We start from the raw sequence: 16,433 nt of genomic DNA on the forward strand, positions 1-16,433 counted from the left end.
TTATTCAGCTCCTACTCGATTCATCTAAATCAAATAATTAGCTAAAGATTGCAGCAAAAAATGAATAAATGTAAAAAATAATTTTAAATGTAATATAATGTATGGTAATATTAAGGTAAACAAAAGAATTTTATTATAATAAACTATTTGCTTAGAATTTAAATTCCTAAGAAGCATACGATTTAACTTAAGTACTTATGATGAGGTAAGAATTAAAGAAAATATCATCAAAAGGAGCAAATAAAATGAAAATAGAATTGCCAAAAGATAAGGATTTTTTCTTATTAATGTTAGGAAAATTAGTGTCATTAATAGGAAGCCAAATGCAAAGTTTTGCACTTTCACTTTATGTACTTAAAATTACAGGTTCTGCTACTAAATTTGCATCAGTATTAGCTATAACTTTAATACCCCAATTAATTCTTGGACCTATTGCAGGAGTAATTGCTGATTGGTTTGATAGAAAGAAAATTATAGTATTGTTAGATATGCTAAATGGTATTATCATTGGGATTTTTGCTATTATATATAAGATAAATGGAGAGTTGTCTTTATCACATATATATGTTTTAGTCATTTTAATGTCTATAGTATCAACATTATTTAATCCAGCTATAAATACTGTTATACCAACTCTTGTTAAAAAAGAAGAATTGGTAGATGCAAATGGAATAAATTCTTTTATTATGAACTTAGGTAATTTTATAGCACCGCTATTGGCAGGACTTTTATTAGGATTTTTTGATATGTTTATAATATTGATTGTAAATTCAATAAGTTTTATTCTATCTTCAATAAGTGAGATGTTTATAAATATACCGAAAGTTAATAAAAAACCTGAAAAAATAAATATAAAATCTTTTTCTAAAGATTTTATGGATGGTGTTAGTTTTATCAAAAATAAAAAAATAATATTTAATATAATTATTTTAAGTTTAATAATTAATTTTGCGTTTAATCCTATATTTTCAATAGGTCTACCATATCTTTCAAAAGAAATATTAAAAATTAATGACTATCAATATGGAGCTTTACAATCAATCATTGTAGTAGCTATGATTATTGCTCCATTTTTATGTAGTACAGTTTCTAAAAAGTTTAAATTAAGTAAAATACTATTTTTAAATATTTTTATTACATCTATACTTATGGGCATAATGGCAATAATATCATCATCTTTATATTTAGATTTATTTAATAGCAATTTTATACCATATATTACTTTGAGTATCGATATGTTTATTATTGGACTAGTGATAGTTATTGTGAATATAGCTACAGGAACTATGATAAATCAGATTGTACCACTATCTATGATGGGAAGAGTGGGAGCCGTAATTAACACAGGAGCTATGGCTGCTATTCCACTAGGACAAATGATATTTGGATTTTTATTTGACAAAATGGAATCATGGGTTTGTATAAGTATAGCAGCATCAATATTATTCGTTTCTATATTAGGATTTAAGAAGGCTTTGTATAGAGCTGAAGAAAATGATGCTATAGAAAGTGTGGAAGAAGAAAATCAAAATAAGGATAAAAAAGCCATTATTAATGTAGTAGAAAGGGAAAATAGTAGTATAAATTTAGATAGCGCAGAATTAGCAAATATTTTAGAAAGTGAATAAATAAAAAGACTTATATAAAATACACTTTTATTAAAAGATTTATTAATAAACTTTTATAGTTTTAAATAAGCACTATTAAATTATCTAATTTTAATAATTTAATAGTGCTTTATTATGTTTAATGTAATCTAAAAAGTTTTATCTCTTAAATAGTTATAAAACATAAAGACTTACAATAAAGTAGCTAAATTATTAAGAATGATAATGTTTTCTAATAAAATTCTAATTTGAAAATGAGTTTTATTATTAATATAATAAGAATAGTGTTAGGTTTTAAAATTAAGAAAATTGTATTTTAAATTTAGTTATAGATTGATTATCAGTTTGTTTTATTATTTTTCATATGAACAACTATTAAAAATTAACCTAATATAAATTTTAATTTGCTTATACAAATTTAGATAAGAGGTAATGAAAATGAATGTATTTACACATATAATTTTAGCATCACATTTTACACCAAGATTTGAAAAAGAATTAGATGTAAATATTAAAAAGATTAACTTTTTTTATGGTAATATAAGACCAGATATAAAAATTGAAACTACTATGAGAAATCATACAAAAGAAGCATATACTGAATATGCATATAATTTAATTAATAAAATTTATGGAGATATTGAGGAAGGCATAAATTATAATAAATTTTTAAGAGACTTAGGTGCAATCCTGCATTTTGTTTGTGATTTCTTCTGCTATCCTCATAATGGTAACTATGAGGGTACTATACCTCAGCATCATTTGTATGAATTTCATCAAATGGTATATATAGGAAGATATATTAAGAAAATAAATTCAATGCCAAGTTGTAGGTGTTTACAAGATGAAATATCCACTGAAGATTTAATAAACTCTATTGAAAATCTTCATAAAGAATATATACAAGACAATAAATTAAAAGAATATGAAAAAGATATGATGTATTCTATAAGAGCTTGTCTTATGGTAGGAAATATAATATTAAATCAATATATAAATAGGTGCAAATTACAGCAACTTCAAGTTGAAAACTATTAAGAAAAAATTATATTATATGTAAAAAAGCCGTGACTATATAGTTGCGGCTTTTTTACATATAATCCTATATTACCAATAGAAAGATTTTTCTTTGGGTATAGTTACTAAGAAAATGAACATAGTGTTAAGAATTAATAAAATATTAATATTAACTTCGTTAAAATAATCATTAATTATTAATATATACAGTTAAAGAATAGACAAAATAGTAATTATTATAAGAATTGGGAGGTCTTTGATATAAAGATATATATATAATTAATTTATTATAATCATTCATATATATAATAAAAAAGAAAAAATTGTTAATAAATTATCAAAATATGTTTATTCAATGGTTAACTTACATGATTAAATTTTAAAAATATATTAATAATTAGTTAGAATAGTTTGAATTATTGTGAAATAAATATTATAATATTTATTGTAGAGTAAAAAGTTACTAAAGATTCCTTACATTATATTTTGAGGGAGTAATTAGTGATTAAATAACTTTAGGCATACTATAATGTTATACTTCATAAAATTGAGGTGTAAACGTATTCCGAAAAGTAAATCTATAATAGTAGGAGGGATTAAGATGGATACATTAAAAACTACCCCTCTAATAGAGGAATATAAAAATTATGGAGGAAAGGTTGTTGATTTTGCAGGATACAGACTTCCTGTGCAGTTTAAGGGAATTTTAGAAGAACATGAGGCAGTAAGGGAGAAAGCCGGATTATTTGATGTATCACACATGGGAGAAATAATCATCAAGGGAAAAGATGCAGAAACTTTTGTAAATTATCTTATAACTAATGATGTAAAAACCTTAGAAGACAATGACGTATTATACACCTTCATGTGTAATGAAACTGGTGGTGTAGTAGATGACTTGCTTGTTTATAGATTTTCAAAAGAAGAATATTTTTTAGTAGTAAATGCCAGCAATATGGAAAAAGATTATAAATGGATGTTGGATAATAAAGGAAACTATGATGTAGAATTAAATAATATTTCTGATGAATTTGGGCAGTTGGCACTTCAAGGACCAAAAGCACAAGAAATTCTTCAAAAATTAGTTTCTATAGATCTATCAGAAATAGGTTTCTTTAAATTTAAAAGAAACGTAGAAGTTAAAGGTAAAAAATGCTTAGTTTCAAGGACAGGATATACTGGAGAAGATGGTTTTGAAATATATACTGAACCTAAAAATTTAGTTGAATTGTGGAGAGCTATCTTAGAAGAAGGAAAAGATTTAGAAGTTGAACCAATTGGTCTTGGTGCTAGGGACACTTTAAGATTTGAAGCGACTCTACCATTATACGGAAATGAAATGGATGCTACAATAACGCCATTAGAAATGGGATTTGGTTTCTTTGTAAAACTTAATAAAGATAATTTCATAGGTAGAGATGCATTAGTAAAGCAAAAGTCAGATGGAGTAAAAAGAAAATTAGTTGGATTTGAATTGCTTGATAAAGGAATTGCAAGGCATGGTTATAGAGTTATAGTAGATGGTAAAGATATTGGACATGTTACTACAGGCTACATGTCACCTACATTAAAAAAGAATATAGGTTTTGCATTAATTGATGAAAAATATTCAGCATTAGGCAACGAAATATTTATTAAAGTAAGAAACAGAGAATTAAAAGCTGTAGTTATTAATAAGAAATTTTATAGTAAAAAAACACAAAAATAAGGGGGAATTTAAGATGTTAGTTTTAGATAATTTATTATATACAAAGAATCATGAATGGATAAGAGTAGAAGGAAATAAGGCTTATATTGGAATTACCGATTATGCTCAAAGATTGTTAGGAGATATAGTATTTATAGAGTTGCCAGAAGAAGGAACAGAATTTTCTAAAGGTGACGCTTTTGGAGTAGTTGAATCTGTTAAAGCTGCATCTGATATTTATATACCAGTTAGTGGTAATGTGGTTGAGTTTAATGAAGAAATAACTGACAGTCCAGAAACTGTTAATGGAAATCCTTATGAAAGCTGGATGATAGCAGTGGAATTACAAGATGAAAGTGAATTTAAAGAGTTATTAAGTCCAAAAGAGTACGAAAATATTTGTGATAAGGAGGAATAATATGTTTCCTTATATACCTAATACAGAAAAAGAGATACAGGAAATATTTGATTTTCTTTCAATAAAATCTATGGAGGATTTATTTAAAGATATACCAGATGAAGTTAAGTTAAATAGAGAGTTAAATTTGGAAAAATCCCTATCAGAAATAGAAGTTACTAATAAAATAAAAGAATTAGTAAGAAAAAATAAATCTACAGATGATATTACTTGTTTTTTAGGAGCTGGAAGTTATGATCATTATATACCTGCTACAGTAAAACATTTAATAGGAAGATCTGAGTTTTATACAGCATACACTCCATATCAACCAGAGATAAGCCAAGGTACACTTCAAAGTATATTTGAATATCAAAGTATGATTTGTAATTTAACAGGCATGGAAGTTTCAAACTCAGCTATGTATGACGGAGCTACAGCTGTTGCTGAGGCATCAGTAATGGCTATAGATGCAACAAGAAGAAAAACTATAGCTGTTTCTTCTACAGTAAATCCTGAAACAAGAAGAGTACTTAAAACTTATCTAAAGTTTAAAGGCTATAATATGGTGGAAATTGAGGAATGTGAAGGCACAACTAATATTGAAAAACTTCAAAGCGCTTTGGATAAGGATATAGCAGCAGTTATTATACAAAGTCCTAACTTCTTTGGAATCATAGAAGAAATTGGAGAAATAGAAAAATTAGTTCATAGTAATAAATCACTTTTAATTATGAGTGTAGATCCAATATCACTAGGTATATTAAAGAGTCCTGGTGAACTTGGTGCAGATATAGTAGTTGGTGATGGACAAGGTCTTGGAGCTAATATAAGCTTTGGTGGACCAGGCCTAGGATTTTTAAATACTACTAAAAAGCTTATGAGAAAAATGCCAGGAAGAATAGCAGGTCAAACAGAGGATGTAGATGGGGAGAGAGGCTTTGTTCTAACATTACAAGCTCGTGAACAACATATAAGAAGAGAAAAAGCTACTTCCAATATATGTTCAGATCAAACTTTAATTTCTATAGGTGCAGCTGTATACATGGCTACTTTAGGGAAAGAAGGAATAAAAGAAATTGCAACTCAATGTATTAAAAAATCTCATTATGCCTATGAAGCATTAACAAGTAGTGGCAAATATAAACCATTATTTAATAAACCATTCTTTAAAGAGTTTGCAATGAAATCAGAAACTTCAACTTGTGAAATTAATAAGAAGTTATTAAATGAAAATATATTAGGTGGATATAATTTAGCTAAAGCATACCCTCATTATGAAAATTCAATGCTTTTATGTGTAACAGAGAAAAGAACAAGAAAAGAAATTGATACATTAGTAAAAGTGATGGAGGAGATATAATGAAAAAGTATAATAAAATTATATTTGAACTATCATCAGAGGGTAGAAAAGGTTATAGACTTCCTGCTTTAGATGTGCCTGATATAGATATAGCGAACTTAGTACCAAAAGATATGTTAAGAGCGGAAGATTTAAATCTTCCAGAAGTTAGCGAAGTAGACGTAGTAAGACACTATACTGCTCTTTCAAATAAAAACTATAGTGTAGATAAAGGATTTTATCCATTAGGATCTTGCACTATGAAATATAACCCAAAAATTAATGAAGATATAGCAAGTTTACCAGGATTTTCAAAAATACACCCATATCAAAATGAGGATACAGTACAAGGTTCATTAGAACTTATGTATGATTTATCTTCAAGACTTTGTGAAATTACCGGCATGGATGAATATACTCTTCAACCAGCTGCAGGTGCTCATGGTGAGTTTACAGGTCTTTTACTTATAAAGGCTTATCATGAAAGCAGAGGAGATTATAAAAGAAATAAAATAATAGTTCCTGATTCAGCCCATGGAACAAATCCAGCTAGTGCGGCTGTAGCAGGATTTGATATAGTAGAAATCAAATCTGATGAACATGGCAGAGTTTGCATAGACGATTTAAAAAGTGTATTAAATGATGAGATAGCTGGACTTATGCTTACAAATCCTAGTACTTTAGGATTGTTTGAAAAAGATATAAAGCTTATAAGTGATTTAGTTCATGAAGCAGGTGGATTATTGTACTATGATGGTGCAAATTTGAATGCCATCATGGGAATTGCAAGACCTGGAGATATGGGATTTGATGTTTGTCATTTAAATCTTCATAAGACCTTCTCTACGCCACATGGTGGAGGGGGACCAGGAGCAGCACCAGTAGGAGTAAATAAAAAACTGGCTAAATTTCTTCCAGTTCCGTTAATAAAAAAAGAAGATAATAGATTTTCATTAGATTATAATTTACCGGAATCTATAGGAAAAATAAGAAGTTTTTATGGTAATTTTGGTGTGCTAGTAAAGGCTTATACTTATATATTGAGTATGGGTAGTGATGGTTTAAAATCAGCATCTGAAAATGCAGTATTAAATGCTAACTATATAAAAGAAGGCTTAAAGGATTATTATAAGGTAGCTATAGACGAAGTATGTATGCATGAAGTTGTTTTTGCAGGATTAAAAGATAATCCTAATGGACTTTCTACAGTAGATGTGGCAAAACGAATGATAGATTATGGAGTTCATCCTCCAACAGTATATTTCCCATTAATAGTTGAAGAAGCACTTATGGTGGAGCCAACTGAAAGTGAGAGTATAGAAACTATTAATGAATTTATCGAGGTAATGAAAAAAATAGCTGTGGAGGCAAAAGAAAATCCAGAATTATTACATGATGCACCTCATAATGCACCAGTGAGACGACTAGACCAAGTTAAAGCAGCTAGAACTCCTATATTAAAGTGGTAAAAATAAGGCGTGATGTTTAATCACGCCTTTACTTAAACTACTAAATTTTTATAAATGATTGATTACAAAGTTTTGGGATTTTGACTAGAATTGTTAATTGTTTAAAATAGTGGAGGGCATTTATATGGATGATATAAAGGATATTATTATAATTGGCGGTGGACCTGGTGGATATGTAGCTGGCATAAGAGCAGCTCAATTAGGTGCAAAAGTATGTGTTATAGAGAAAGATAGAGTCGGAGGTACTTGTCTTAATAGAGGATGTATTCCGACTAAAACCTTATATAGAACAGCTGAACTTTTAAATAATTTAAATCATATTGAGGATTTTGGTATAAAAGTTGACAACTATGAAGTAAATGTAGAAAAAATACAAAATAGAAAGAGTGAAATTGTAAATACTTTAGTTGGCGGTATTGAGAAACTTATAGAAGGAAATGGTGTAGAATTTATAAGTGGAGAGGCTTCTTTTATTGATAATAATACTATCAGTGTCATAACTAAAGAAGGTGAAACAATATTAAAGGGAAAGAACATAATTATAGCTAGTGGTTCCAAATCAGAAATTCCATATATAGAAGGAATTAATAATTCTAAGGTTATAACCAGTGATGAACTTTTAGATTTTGACCATATTCCTAAAACTTTAGCTGTTATAGGTGGCGGGGTAATAGGAATGGAATTTGCTAGTATTTTTAATGCATTAGGGTCTAATGTAACAGTTATAGTAGCAAGAGATTCCATATTATATGATGTGGATAGAGAAATTACTAAGAGATATACAGCTATGGCTAAAAGAACGGGAATTCAAATACAGACTTCTACTGTTGTGAAAAGTATTAGTGGAGAAGAAGAAGTTATTATAAAGTGCGACAGTAAAAAAGGGGAAGTAGAAATTAAGGCTGATATGGTGCTAGTGGCTAAAGGAAGAATAGCTAACTTTGACGGATTGAACCTAGATAAAATAGGAGTAGATTTTGATAGGAAAAAAATTAAAGTTAATGAGAATTATGAAACTTCAATAAAAGGCATATATGCTATAGGTGATGTAAATGGAATATGCCAATTAGCTCATGCTGCTTCTCACCAAGGTGTACAAGTAGTAGAAAAGATATTATTAAATAAAGATATCCACAATCCTTCTATTCCAAATTGTATATTCACATTCCCGGAAATAGCTACAGTTGGAATTACCGAAGAAGAAGCTAAAGAAAAAGGCATACCTTATAAAAAGAGTAAATTTTTGTTCGGTGCTAATGGAAAAGCACTAGCACTTGGAGAAGGAGAAGGATTTGTTAAAGCAATATGTAATAGTGAAGATAATACATTGTTAGGAATTCACATTATGGGACCTCATGCTTCGGATTTAATCCATGAAGGGGTTTTAGCTATAGATAAAAAAATGAAGGCTTATGATATAAAAGATATAGTTCATAGTCATCCTACTTTAGGGGAAGCCTTTTATGAAGCGATACTAGCTTTAAATGGAGAAGCGATACACAGCATAAATAAATAGATTTACAAGGGGTAAACAGTTATGAGATATATAGATAATACATGTATAAGTCCATATTTTAATTTAGCCTTAGAAGAGTATTTATTAAAAGAAAAAAATGATGAGTATTTTGTTTTATGGAGAAATGAGCCTTGTATAGTTGTAGGAAAAAATCAAAATACACTGTCAGAAATAAATGTGGATTATGTTAAAACTAATAATATTAAGGTTGTAAGAAGACAAAGTGGTGGCGGCGCTGTATTTCATGATTTGGGAAATCTTAATTTTACTTTTATAGTTAGAGATGACGGAGAAAGTTTTACTGATTTTGAAAAGTTTTTACAGCCTATCATAGGTGTTTTAAAAGAGTTAGGTATAAAAGCTGAATTTTCTGGTAGAAATGACTTAATTATTGATGGAAAAAAAGTTGTTGGAAATGCACAATGTAAGCATAAGAATAGAATGATGCATCATGGCTGTATACTATTTTCTGTTAATATGAACAATTTAAGTGGTGCATTAATATCAAAGCCAGTAAAATTCTCTGATAAAGCGGTAAAATCAGTTGTAAGTAGAGTCACAAATATAAGTGAGCATTTAAAATCACCTCTTACAGTAGAAGAATTTAAAACACTGATATTTGAGTATATTACAAAAAATGATAAAAATGCAGTTATTGAGAGGTTAAGTGAAAGAGAAATAAGAGATGTAGAAAATCTAAAAAAATCTAAATACGAAACTTGGAAATGGAATTTTGGACAGTCGCCCAAATATGATTTTTATAATGAGGAAAAATTTGCAGGTGGTACTGTAGAAGTTAATATAAAAGTTGAAAAAGGTGTAATAAAAGATGTGAAGATTTTTGGAGATTTTTTTGGTAAGGAAGATGTAGGTGAAATAGAAAAATCTCTTATAGGTAAAAATCATGAAGAAAGTGAAATTAAAAAAGTATTATCTAATTTTCAAATAAGTGAGTATTTCTCTAACATAAAAGAGGATGAAATCTTAAATTTATTGATAAAATAAAGATGTTAAAAAAGTCGTGATTTTAATCGCGGCTTTTTACCTATAAAGATTAAATCCTATAATTTATTTAAAATATAGATTAAAAAAACTAGCCATTAAACATAATTTTACCCTAAGAAACCGTGGCTTTGAACCACGGCTATTTATTAATCCAAAAGTGTTATTTTTATATTTCGATATTTCTTTATATAATACTCTCTATTTAATGCTATTTCATCTATAGCATATAAAAGTCTATTAATTTCATCTATAGTATTGTACATGCCAAAGCTAATTCTTACAGTACCAGGATAAACTTCTTTAGGAAGGGACATATTTCTAACAATCTCTTCTTGGCTTACATTTAGTAATTTCTGCATATAAGGTTGAGCACAAAAACAGCCACTTCTTACTGCAATGCCAAATTCATAAGATAGAATTTTAGCTAAAGTTCCATGATGAACTCCCTCTATATTAAAAGAAATTATGCTAACTTTATCATTAAAATTTAAATAGTCTCCATAAAGAGTTACATAAGGAATTAATAAAAGGTTAGCAGTAGCATATTCTGTTAAATATCTCTCATAGTTTTCCAAGTTTTTCATTCCTAAAGATGATAATTTTCTAATAGAGGAAACAATAGCTAATGCACCTAGAACATTTGGACTTCCTGCCTCATGCTTATCAGGAGATGAAGCCCACCTCACATAGTCAGGAGTTACAAAGGAAATAGTTCCTCCTCCTACATGATCTGGATGGCAATGTTCAAAAGTTTCTTTTGGACCTATTAACACCCCAGAACCAAAAGGAGCGTAGACTTTATGACCAGAAAAAGCTATGAAATCTATATGGTCATCACAATTAAAAGGTCTTAAATCTACAGGGGCATGTGGAACTAATTGAGCACCGTCTACTAATAGCTTACAATCATATTTATGAACTAACCTGGAAATACTATAGATGTGATTTTTATGACCGGTTACATTAGAAGCGCCAGTTATAGTTACAAGTTTTATATTTCCTTGATATTTAATTAATTTATTTTCTAAATCATTAAGATCTAAATTACCAGCGTTATCAATATTTATATAATCAACTTTATACTTTGCTCTCCAAGGTAGATCATTGGAATGATGTTCCATGTAGCTAGATAATATTACTTTATCTTCATCGTCTTCGTAGAGGATGTTACAAAGTTTATTTATAGCTTCACTACAATTTTTTACAAAAATAGTTTGCATATAATTAGGGTCATAATTTACAAACTTACCAACCACGTCTCTACTTTCTTCATATAGCATAGTGGAAACTTGAGATTTGTATCCTTCACCACGATGAACAGAAGAATAGTAAGGTGAGAAGTGAATAATATCATCTAATACACAGAAAAGAGGAGGTGTAGTTGCAGCATTATCAAAATTTATGCCAGTTACTAAGGTACCGTCTATTAAAGGTACTTTATTGTTGACACCTACTACTAGTTTTCTATATACGTTATTATATTTACTACTCATTTTTTACCTCCTTTCATATATAGCATTTATAGCTATATAGTACTACCCTTATAATCATAATATTAAATACTATAATAATTGGTACAAATAATAGAAACATTGAATTATTAATTGTTGACATGATTACTCTGGTTTGATATTATCAAAGTGTAGTAAAACACTCAACATTAAGGAGTGAGGGAATGAAATTATCAACGAAAGGTCGTTATGGTGTTAAAGCTATGGTTGACTTAGCTATACGCTATGGGAAAGAACCAGTTTCAATAAAGACCATTTCAGAAAGACAAAATATATCAGAATACTATTTAGAGCAATTATTTTCTACATTGAGAAAATCAGGACTTATTAAGAGCATAAGAGGTGCTATGGGTGGATATGTGTTAGGTAAGGCGCCAGATGAAATAAGAATTTATGATATTTTAGAGGTGCTAGAAGGACCAATAGAAATATCCCATTGTCTAGATACAGAGTCCTGCAACAACATAGATTGTTGTGCCACAAGATTAGTATGGAAAAAAATTAAAGATAGTATAGACAATGTTACAATGTCTATTACTCTTAAAGATATAGTAGAAGATTATATGGATATTTCCAAATTAAAAGGAGTGACAACTAATCATGAGTAAAACTGTTTACATGGATTATGCAGCGACAACTTACACAAAACCAGAGGTTTTAGATGAAATGATTCCATATTTTACACAATTTTATGGTAACCCATCATCTATATACTCAATTTCAAGGGAAACTAAAAAAGCTTTAGATTTGGCAAGAGATAGAGTGGCCAAAGCCATAAATGCAGATAGAAGTGAAATCTACTTTACTGGTGGTGGATCTGAAGCAGACAACTGGGCTATAAAAGGTATTGCTTTTGCTCAAAAAAATAAAGGAAACCATATTATAACAACTAAAATAGAGCATCATGCAGTATTACATGCTTGTGAATATCTTGAGAAAAACCATGGATTTGAAGTTACATATTTAGATGTTAATGAAGAAGGATTAATAAATATTGAGGACTTAAAAAATGCTATAACAGATAAGACTATATTGGTAACTATAATGTTTGCCAATAATGAGATTGGAGTAATTCAATCAATAAAAGAAATAGGTCAAATTTGTAGAGACAAGAAAGTATTCTTTCATACAGATGCAGTTCAAGCAATAGGAAATGTACCAGTAGATGTAAAAGATATGAATATAGATTTATTATCATTAGCTGCTCATAAAATTTATGGACCTAAAGGTGTCGGTGTTTTATATATTAAAAAAGGTATAAAAATCCACAATTTAATTTATGGTGGAGCTCAAGAGAAAAATAGAAGAGCTGGTACTGAAAATGTAGCAGGAATAGTTGGACTTGGAAAAGCAATTGAACTTGCAGTACACAATATGGAAGATCACAGTAGAAAATTAATAGCATTAAGAGATAAACTTATAGATGGATTACTTAAAATACCATATACAAAATTAAACGGACCATCTGGAGAAAAAAGATTACCGGGTAATGTAAATGTATGTTTTAAATTTATAGAAGGTGAATCTGTACTATTAATGCTAGATGCAATGGGAATTTGTGCTTCAAGTGGAAGCGCTTGTACATCTGGATCATTAGATCCATCACATGTATTACTAGCAATAGGATTACCACATGAGATAGCTCATGGTTCACTAAGACTAAGTATTGGTGATGGGACAACAGAAGAAGAAGTGGATTACGTATTAGAGAAAGTTCCTTCAATAGTTCAAAGATTAAGAGATATGTCACCGTTATATGATGACTTTTTAAAAGGAGAGGAAAAATAATGATATACAGCGAAAAAGTAATGGATCATTTTACAAATCCAAGAAACGTTGGAGAAATTGTTAATGCAAATGGCATAGGAGAAGTAGGAAATGCTAAATGCGGAGATATAATGAAAGTTTATTTAAAAGTAGAAAATAATGTAGTTGTAGACGCTAAATTTAAGACTTTTGGATGCGGTTCAGCTATAGCTTCATCAAGTATGGCTACAGAGCTTATAAAAGGAAAAACTGTTGAAGAAGCATGGGATTTAACAAATTTAGCAGTGGCAGAAGCATTAGATGGTCTTCCACCGATAAAAATGCATTGCTCAGTACTTGCAGAAGAAGCAATTCATAAGGCAATAAATGATTATAGGGTTAAAGAAGGCTTAACTCCATGGGATTTTAAAGAAACAGATCATGATGAGTTACATGCTAATGTACACGGAGAATAGGTGAAATAATTATGAAAAAAAAAGTTGTTATAGGAATGAGTGGGGGAGTAGATAGTTCTGTTGCAGCATATCTTTTGAAAGAGCAAGGATATGAAGTTATAGGGATTATGATGAAACTAGCTCCTGATGATCCTGAATATGCAGAGAATGAAGGTGGATGTTGTTCACTATCTGCAGTATTGGATGCTAGAAGGGTAGCTGATAAATTAGACATTCCATTTTATGTAATGAACTTTAAAAGACCTTTCCAAACTCTTGTAATTAACAATTTTGTTGATGAATACTTTAGTGGAAGAACTCCTAACCCATGCATTATGTGTAATAAACATATAAAATTTGAGGAGTTATTGAAAAAAGCTATGGCATTAGGTGCTGACTATATTGCAACAGGTCACTATGCAACTATAGAAAATATAGATGGTAGATATTTGCTTAAGAGATCACAAGATGATAAGAAAGATCAAACCTATGCTCTTTATACTTTAACTCAAGAGCAATTAGCACATACCTTAATGCCTTGTGGAGCATATTCTAAGACTGAAATTAGAGAAATTGCAGAGAAAATCGGTCTAGAAGTATTTAGAAAGAAAGATTCTCAAGAAATATGTTTTGTTCCAGATAATAATCATGGAAGATTTATTGAAAAATTTACTGGTAAGATTTTAAATCCAGGAAAATTTGTAGATAAAAATGGAAATGTATTGGGAACACATAAGGGTATAGTTTACTATACTATAGGTCAAAGGAAAGGATTAGGGATTGCATTAGGCAAGCCTATGTTTGTTACAGATATAATTCCAGAAAAAAATCAAGTGGTACTTGGTGATGAAGAGGATATATTTAAAACAGAATTAATTGCAAAAGATATTAACTTGATTCCTTTTGAAAAATTTGAAGGTGAAATCAAGGCTACTGCAAAGGTTAGGTATTCTGCAAAGCCGGCAGTTGCTACAATAACTCAATTAGATGATGATAAAGTGAAAATTAAGTTCGGAGAAAAACAAAGAGCTATAACAAAAGGTCAATCAGTTGTATTTTATGATGGAGATATTGTTGTTGGTGGTGGAATTATAGACGAAATATTATAAGATGTTTAAAATAAAGAACTAATAAAGTATGAGAAGTTTATTTTATGCTATTAGGTTGATAGATTTTGTTAATAGTACTACTAGCAACGGATTATGTCACATAATATGGTATAAAATAAGTTATCTATTAGTTTATTTAAGCATTGTAGAGATATAATAAATTAGGATATTTGGAATTTCAAATATCCTAATTTATTATAAAAATTTCTTAAGTAATTTTCTAAAAAGGAGATTTTTATGGAGTATAGTGATAAATTATTAGAACATTTTTATAGTCCTAGAAATGTAGGAACCTTACCTGATGCAGATGGCATAGGTGAAGCTGGAGATGCTAACTGTGGAGATATCATGAAGATATATATAAAAGTAGAAAACAATACTATAAAAGATGTTAGGTTTATGACCTTTGGTTGTGGATCTGCTATTGCTTCTTCCAGCATTGCTACAGAACTTATAAAGGGAAAAACCTTGGAAGAAGCGTGGAATTTAACAAACAAATCTGTAATTGAGGCATTAGATGGGCTTCCTTCAGAAAAAATCCATTGTTCCGTACTGGCAGAACAGACTATACACAAAGCCATTAATAACTATAGAGAAAAGTTAGGTTTAGAAAGATGGAAAGATAAATGGGAAGGTTAAACAATTGAAAATTGACAATGGACAATTGAAAATTATGGATGAAATTAGTTTTAATCAAACTAATTTCTTTACCTGTTTTCTCAACCTCTGGGGAACAGTAGTGAAGCCCTTTAGGGTTCCCCTGAGGTGCAGTATGATTTGGAACAAAAATTGGTAAATTTAATTAATACTGTGGAGAGACTAAGGAATTAAGAATTAAGTATGAAGAATGAAGAATTATGGTTGAATTTAATTTTGTAAATTAATTTCTTTAACTGACTTTTCACTAGCAATTGTATTGCTAGTTTTTTTATTATAAGGAGTTACGTAGTAACTTTAGAAAACAGATAAAATAATTGATTTCTCAGTAAAGCTGAGAAATATCCACAATTCTCGGATAGCTCCCCGCTAAATGGACATAGTTAACTCATGCTCAAATTAACTTATATTTTGAATATAATACTCATGAGGAGGTACATATCCTATTGAGGAATGTATCCTCTTATTATTATATCTGTAGACATAATCATTTAGTTCTGAAGCTATATGATTTAAATCCAGGTATATTTTTCCTTTTAAGCATTCTTCTTGTAAATATCTATGATATGATTCAATAAAGGCATTATAATTAGGACTTCTTACTGGAATTCGTTCATGTACTGCTTCTTCTTTAAGGCATGCTTCCTCAAAAGTGCCACTAATAAACTGGCTTCCATTATCCGTGCGTAGCACTAGCCCTTTAGTATTATCCTTTATTCCTCTAGCATATAATGCTCCTAACATTACCTGTTTAGCTACTTCACCAGTAGCTGATAAATCTATAGAATGATAAATTATTTCTCTATCAAATACATCTATTATTGATGTTATATATGCTGTTTTCTTAGTTCCTGCTATAAAACTATATTTGATATCCATCTGCCATAATTGATTAGATCCAGTTACTTTCACATT

15 protein-coding genes are annotated in these 16,433 nt (G+C 29.3%); 13 read left to right on the forward strand and 2 right to left on the reverse strand.

Annotation, left to right across the window (positions count from 1 at the left end; genetic code table 11):
• Window positions 1-245: 245 nt before the first annotated feature.
• From B3603_RS18915 to B3603_RS18950, 8 genes are all read left to right on the forward strand, one after another.
• Window positions 246-1,628, forward strand: coding sequence for an MFS transporter (locus tag B3603_RS18915; RefSeq protein WP_291567822.1), 1,383 nt, complete (start codon window positions 246-248; stop codon window positions 1,626-1,628).
• A 417-nt stretch (window positions 1,629-2,045) separates the two neighbouring features.
• A complete protein-coding gene (locus B3603_RS18920; RefSeq protein WP_291567824.1) occupies window positions 2,046-2,645 on the forward strand; it encodes a zinc dependent phospholipase C family protein in 600 nt (199 codons plus the stop codon).
• A gap of 580 nt (window positions 2,646-3,225) precedes the next feature.
• On the forward strand, window positions 3,226-4,332 hold the full coding sequence (gene gcvT, locus B3603_RS18925) for a glycine cleavage system aminomethyltransferase GcvT (protein WP_291567826.1): 1,107 nt from the start codon (window positions 3,226-3,228) through the stop codon (window positions 4,330-4,332).
• Between the two features lie 13 nt (window positions 4,333-4,345).
• Window positions 4,346-4,729, forward strand: coding sequence for a glycine cleavage system protein GcvH (gene gcvH / locus B3603_RS18930; RefSeq protein WP_291567828.1), 384 nt, complete (start codon window positions 4,346-4,348; stop codon window positions 4,727-4,729).
• A gap of 1 nt (window position 4,730) precedes the next feature.
• Window positions 4,731-6,071: an aminomethyl-transferring glycine dehydrogenase subunit GcvPA gene (gene gcvPA / locus B3603_RS18935; RefSeq protein ID WP_291567831.1), complete on the forward strand. Its 1,341-nt coding sequence runs from the start codon at window positions 4,731-4,733 to the stop codon at window positions 6,069-6,071.
• Window positions 6,071-7,519, forward strand: a complete 1,449-nt coding sequence (gcvPB, locus tag B3603_RS18940; protein ID WP_291567833.1) for an aminomethyl-transferring glycine dehydrogenase subunit GcvPB — start codon at window positions 6,071-6,073, stop codon at window positions 7,517-7,519. Before gcvPA ends, gcvPB begins: the two co-directional genes overlap by 1 nt.
• A 124-nt stretch (window positions 7,520-7,643) precedes the next feature.
• On the forward strand, window positions 7,644-9,035 hold the full coding sequence (lpdA, locus tag B3603_RS18945; RefSeq protein WP_291567835.1) for a dihydrolipoyl dehydrogenase: 1,392 nt from the start codon (window positions 7,644-7,646) through the stop codon (window positions 9,033-9,035).
• Between the two features lie 21 nt (window positions 9,036-9,056).
• Window positions 9,057-10,040, forward strand: coding sequence for a lipoate--protein ligase (locus tag B3603_RS18950; protein WP_291567837.1), 984 nt, complete (start codon window positions 9,057-9,059; stop codon window positions 10,038-10,040).
• Window positions 10,041-10,186: 146 nt separating this feature from the next.
• Here the strand turns inward: B3603_RS18950 and B3603_RS18955 are convergent, their stop codons facing one another.
• The gene (locus B3603_RS18955) at window positions 10,187-11,533 is read right to left on the reverse strand and encodes an aminotransferase class V-fold PLP-dependent enzyme (RefSeq protein WP_291567839.1); all 1,347 of its coding nucleotides are present in this window, start codon (window positions 11,531-11,533) and stop codon (window positions 10,187-10,189) included.
• Window positions 11,534-11,715: 182 nt separating this feature from the next.
• On the opposite strand from B3603_RS18955, the gene B3603_RS18960 reads away from it, so the two are divergent.
• From B3603_RS18960 to nifU (B3603_RS18980), 5 genes are all read left to right on the forward strand, one after another.
• On the forward strand, window positions 11,716-12,159 hold the full coding sequence (locus tag B3603_RS18960; RefSeq protein WP_291567841.1) for an RrF2 family transcriptional regulator: 444 nt from the start codon (window positions 11,716-11,718) through the stop codon (window positions 12,157-12,159).
• Window positions 12,152-13,339 (forward strand): cysteine desulfurase NifS, encoded by a 1,188-nt coding sequence (nifS, locus tag B3603_RS18965; RefSeq protein ID WP_291567842.1) that lies wholly within the window; start codon window positions 12,152-12,154, stop codon window positions 13,337-13,339. The genes B3603_RS18960 and nifS overlap by 8 nt, the downstream gene beginning before the upstream one ends.
• Window positions 13,339-13,773 (forward strand): Fe-S cluster assembly scaffold protein NifU, encoded by a 435-nt coding sequence (gene nifU / locus B3603_RS18970; protein ID WP_291567844.1) that lies wholly within the window; start codon window positions 13,339-13,341, stop codon window positions 13,771-13,773. The genes nifS and nifU (B3603_RS18970) overlap by 1 nt, the downstream gene beginning before the upstream one ends.
• Window positions 13,774-13,784: 11 nt before the next feature.
• On the forward strand, window positions 13,785-14,861 hold the full coding sequence (gene mnmA / locus B3603_RS18975; RefSeq protein ID WP_291567846.1) for a tRNA 2-thiouridine(34) synthase MnmA: 1,077 nt from the start codon (window positions 13,785-13,787) through the stop codon (window positions 14,859-14,861).
• Window positions 14,862-15,098: 237 nt separating this feature from the next.
• The gene (gene nifU, locus B3603_RS18980) at window positions 15,099-15,500 is read left to right on the forward strand and encodes a Fe-S cluster assembly scaffold protein NifU (protein WP_291567848.1); all 402 of its coding nucleotides are present in this window, start codon (window positions 15,099-15,101) and stop codon (window positions 15,498-15,500) included.
• Between the two features lie 417 nt (window positions 15,501-15,917).
• Here nifU (B3603_RS18980) and B3603_RS18985 read toward each other — a convergent pair.
• Window positions 15,918-16,433, reverse strand: a 516-nt coding sequence (locus B3603_RS18985) for a DDE-type integrase/transposase/recombinase (RefSeq protein WP_291567849.1), incomplete at its 5' end; no start/stop codon positions are given.

The organism is Clostridium sp. UBA2485 (assembly GCF_002341865.1).
Lineage (GTDB): Bacteria > Bacillota > Clostridia > Clostridiales > Clostridiaceae > Clostridium_J.

Excerpts from the sequence above, each read along its gene's own strand:
- B3603_RS18915 (WP_291567822.1), top strand. The coding sequence starts at position 246 with ATGAAAATAGAATTGCCAAAAGATAAGGATTTTTTCTTATTAATGTTA.
- B3603_RS18920 (WP_291567824.1), top strand. The coding sequence starts at position 2,046 with ATGAATGTATTTACACATATAATTTTAGCATCACATTTTACACCAAGA.
- gcvT (WP_291567826.1), top strand. The coding sequence starts at position 3,226 with ATGGATACATTAAAAACTACCCCTCTAATAGAGGAATATAAAAATTAT.
- gcvH (WP_291567828.1), top strand. The coding sequence starts at position 4,346 with ATGTTAGTTTTAGATAATTTATTATATACAAAGAATCATGAATGGATA.
- gcvPA (WP_291567831.1), top strand. The coding sequence starts at position 4,731 with ATGTTTCCTTATATACCTAATACAGAAAAAGAGATACAGGAAATATTT.
- gcvPB (WP_291567833.1), top strand. The coding sequence starts at position 6,071 with ATGAAAAAGTATAATAAAATTATATTTGAACTATCATCAGAGGGTAGA.
- lpdA (WP_291567835.1), top strand. The coding sequence starts at position 7,644 with ATGGATGATATAAAGGATATTATTATAATTGGCGGTGGACCTGGTGGA.
- B3603_RS18950 (WP_291567837.1), top strand. The coding sequence starts at position 9,057 with ATGAGATATATAGATAATACATGTATAAGTCCATATTTTAATTTAGCC.
- B3603_RS18955 (WP_291567839.1), bottom strand. The coding sequence starts at position 11,533 with ATGAGTAGTAAATATAATAACGTATATAGAAAACTAGTAGTAGGTGTC.
- B3603_RS18960 (WP_291567841.1), top strand. The coding sequence starts at position 11,716 with ATGAAATTATCAACGAAAGGTCGTTATGGTGTTAAAGCTATGGTTGAC.
- nifS (WP_291567842.1), top strand. The coding sequence starts at position 12,152 with ATGAGTAAAACTGTTTACATGGATTATGCAGCGACAACTTACACAAAA.
- nifU (WP_291567844.1), top strand. The coding sequence starts at position 13,339 with ATGATATACAGCGAAAAAGTAATGGATCATTTTACAAATCCAAGAAAC.
- mnmA (WP_291567846.1), top strand. The coding sequence starts at position 13,785 with ATGAAAAAAAAAGTTGTTATAGGAATGAGTGGGGGAGTAGATAGTTCT.
- nifU (WP_291567848.1), top strand. The coding sequence starts at position 15,099 with ATGGAGTATAGTGATAAATTATTAGAACATTTTTATAGTCCTAGAAAT.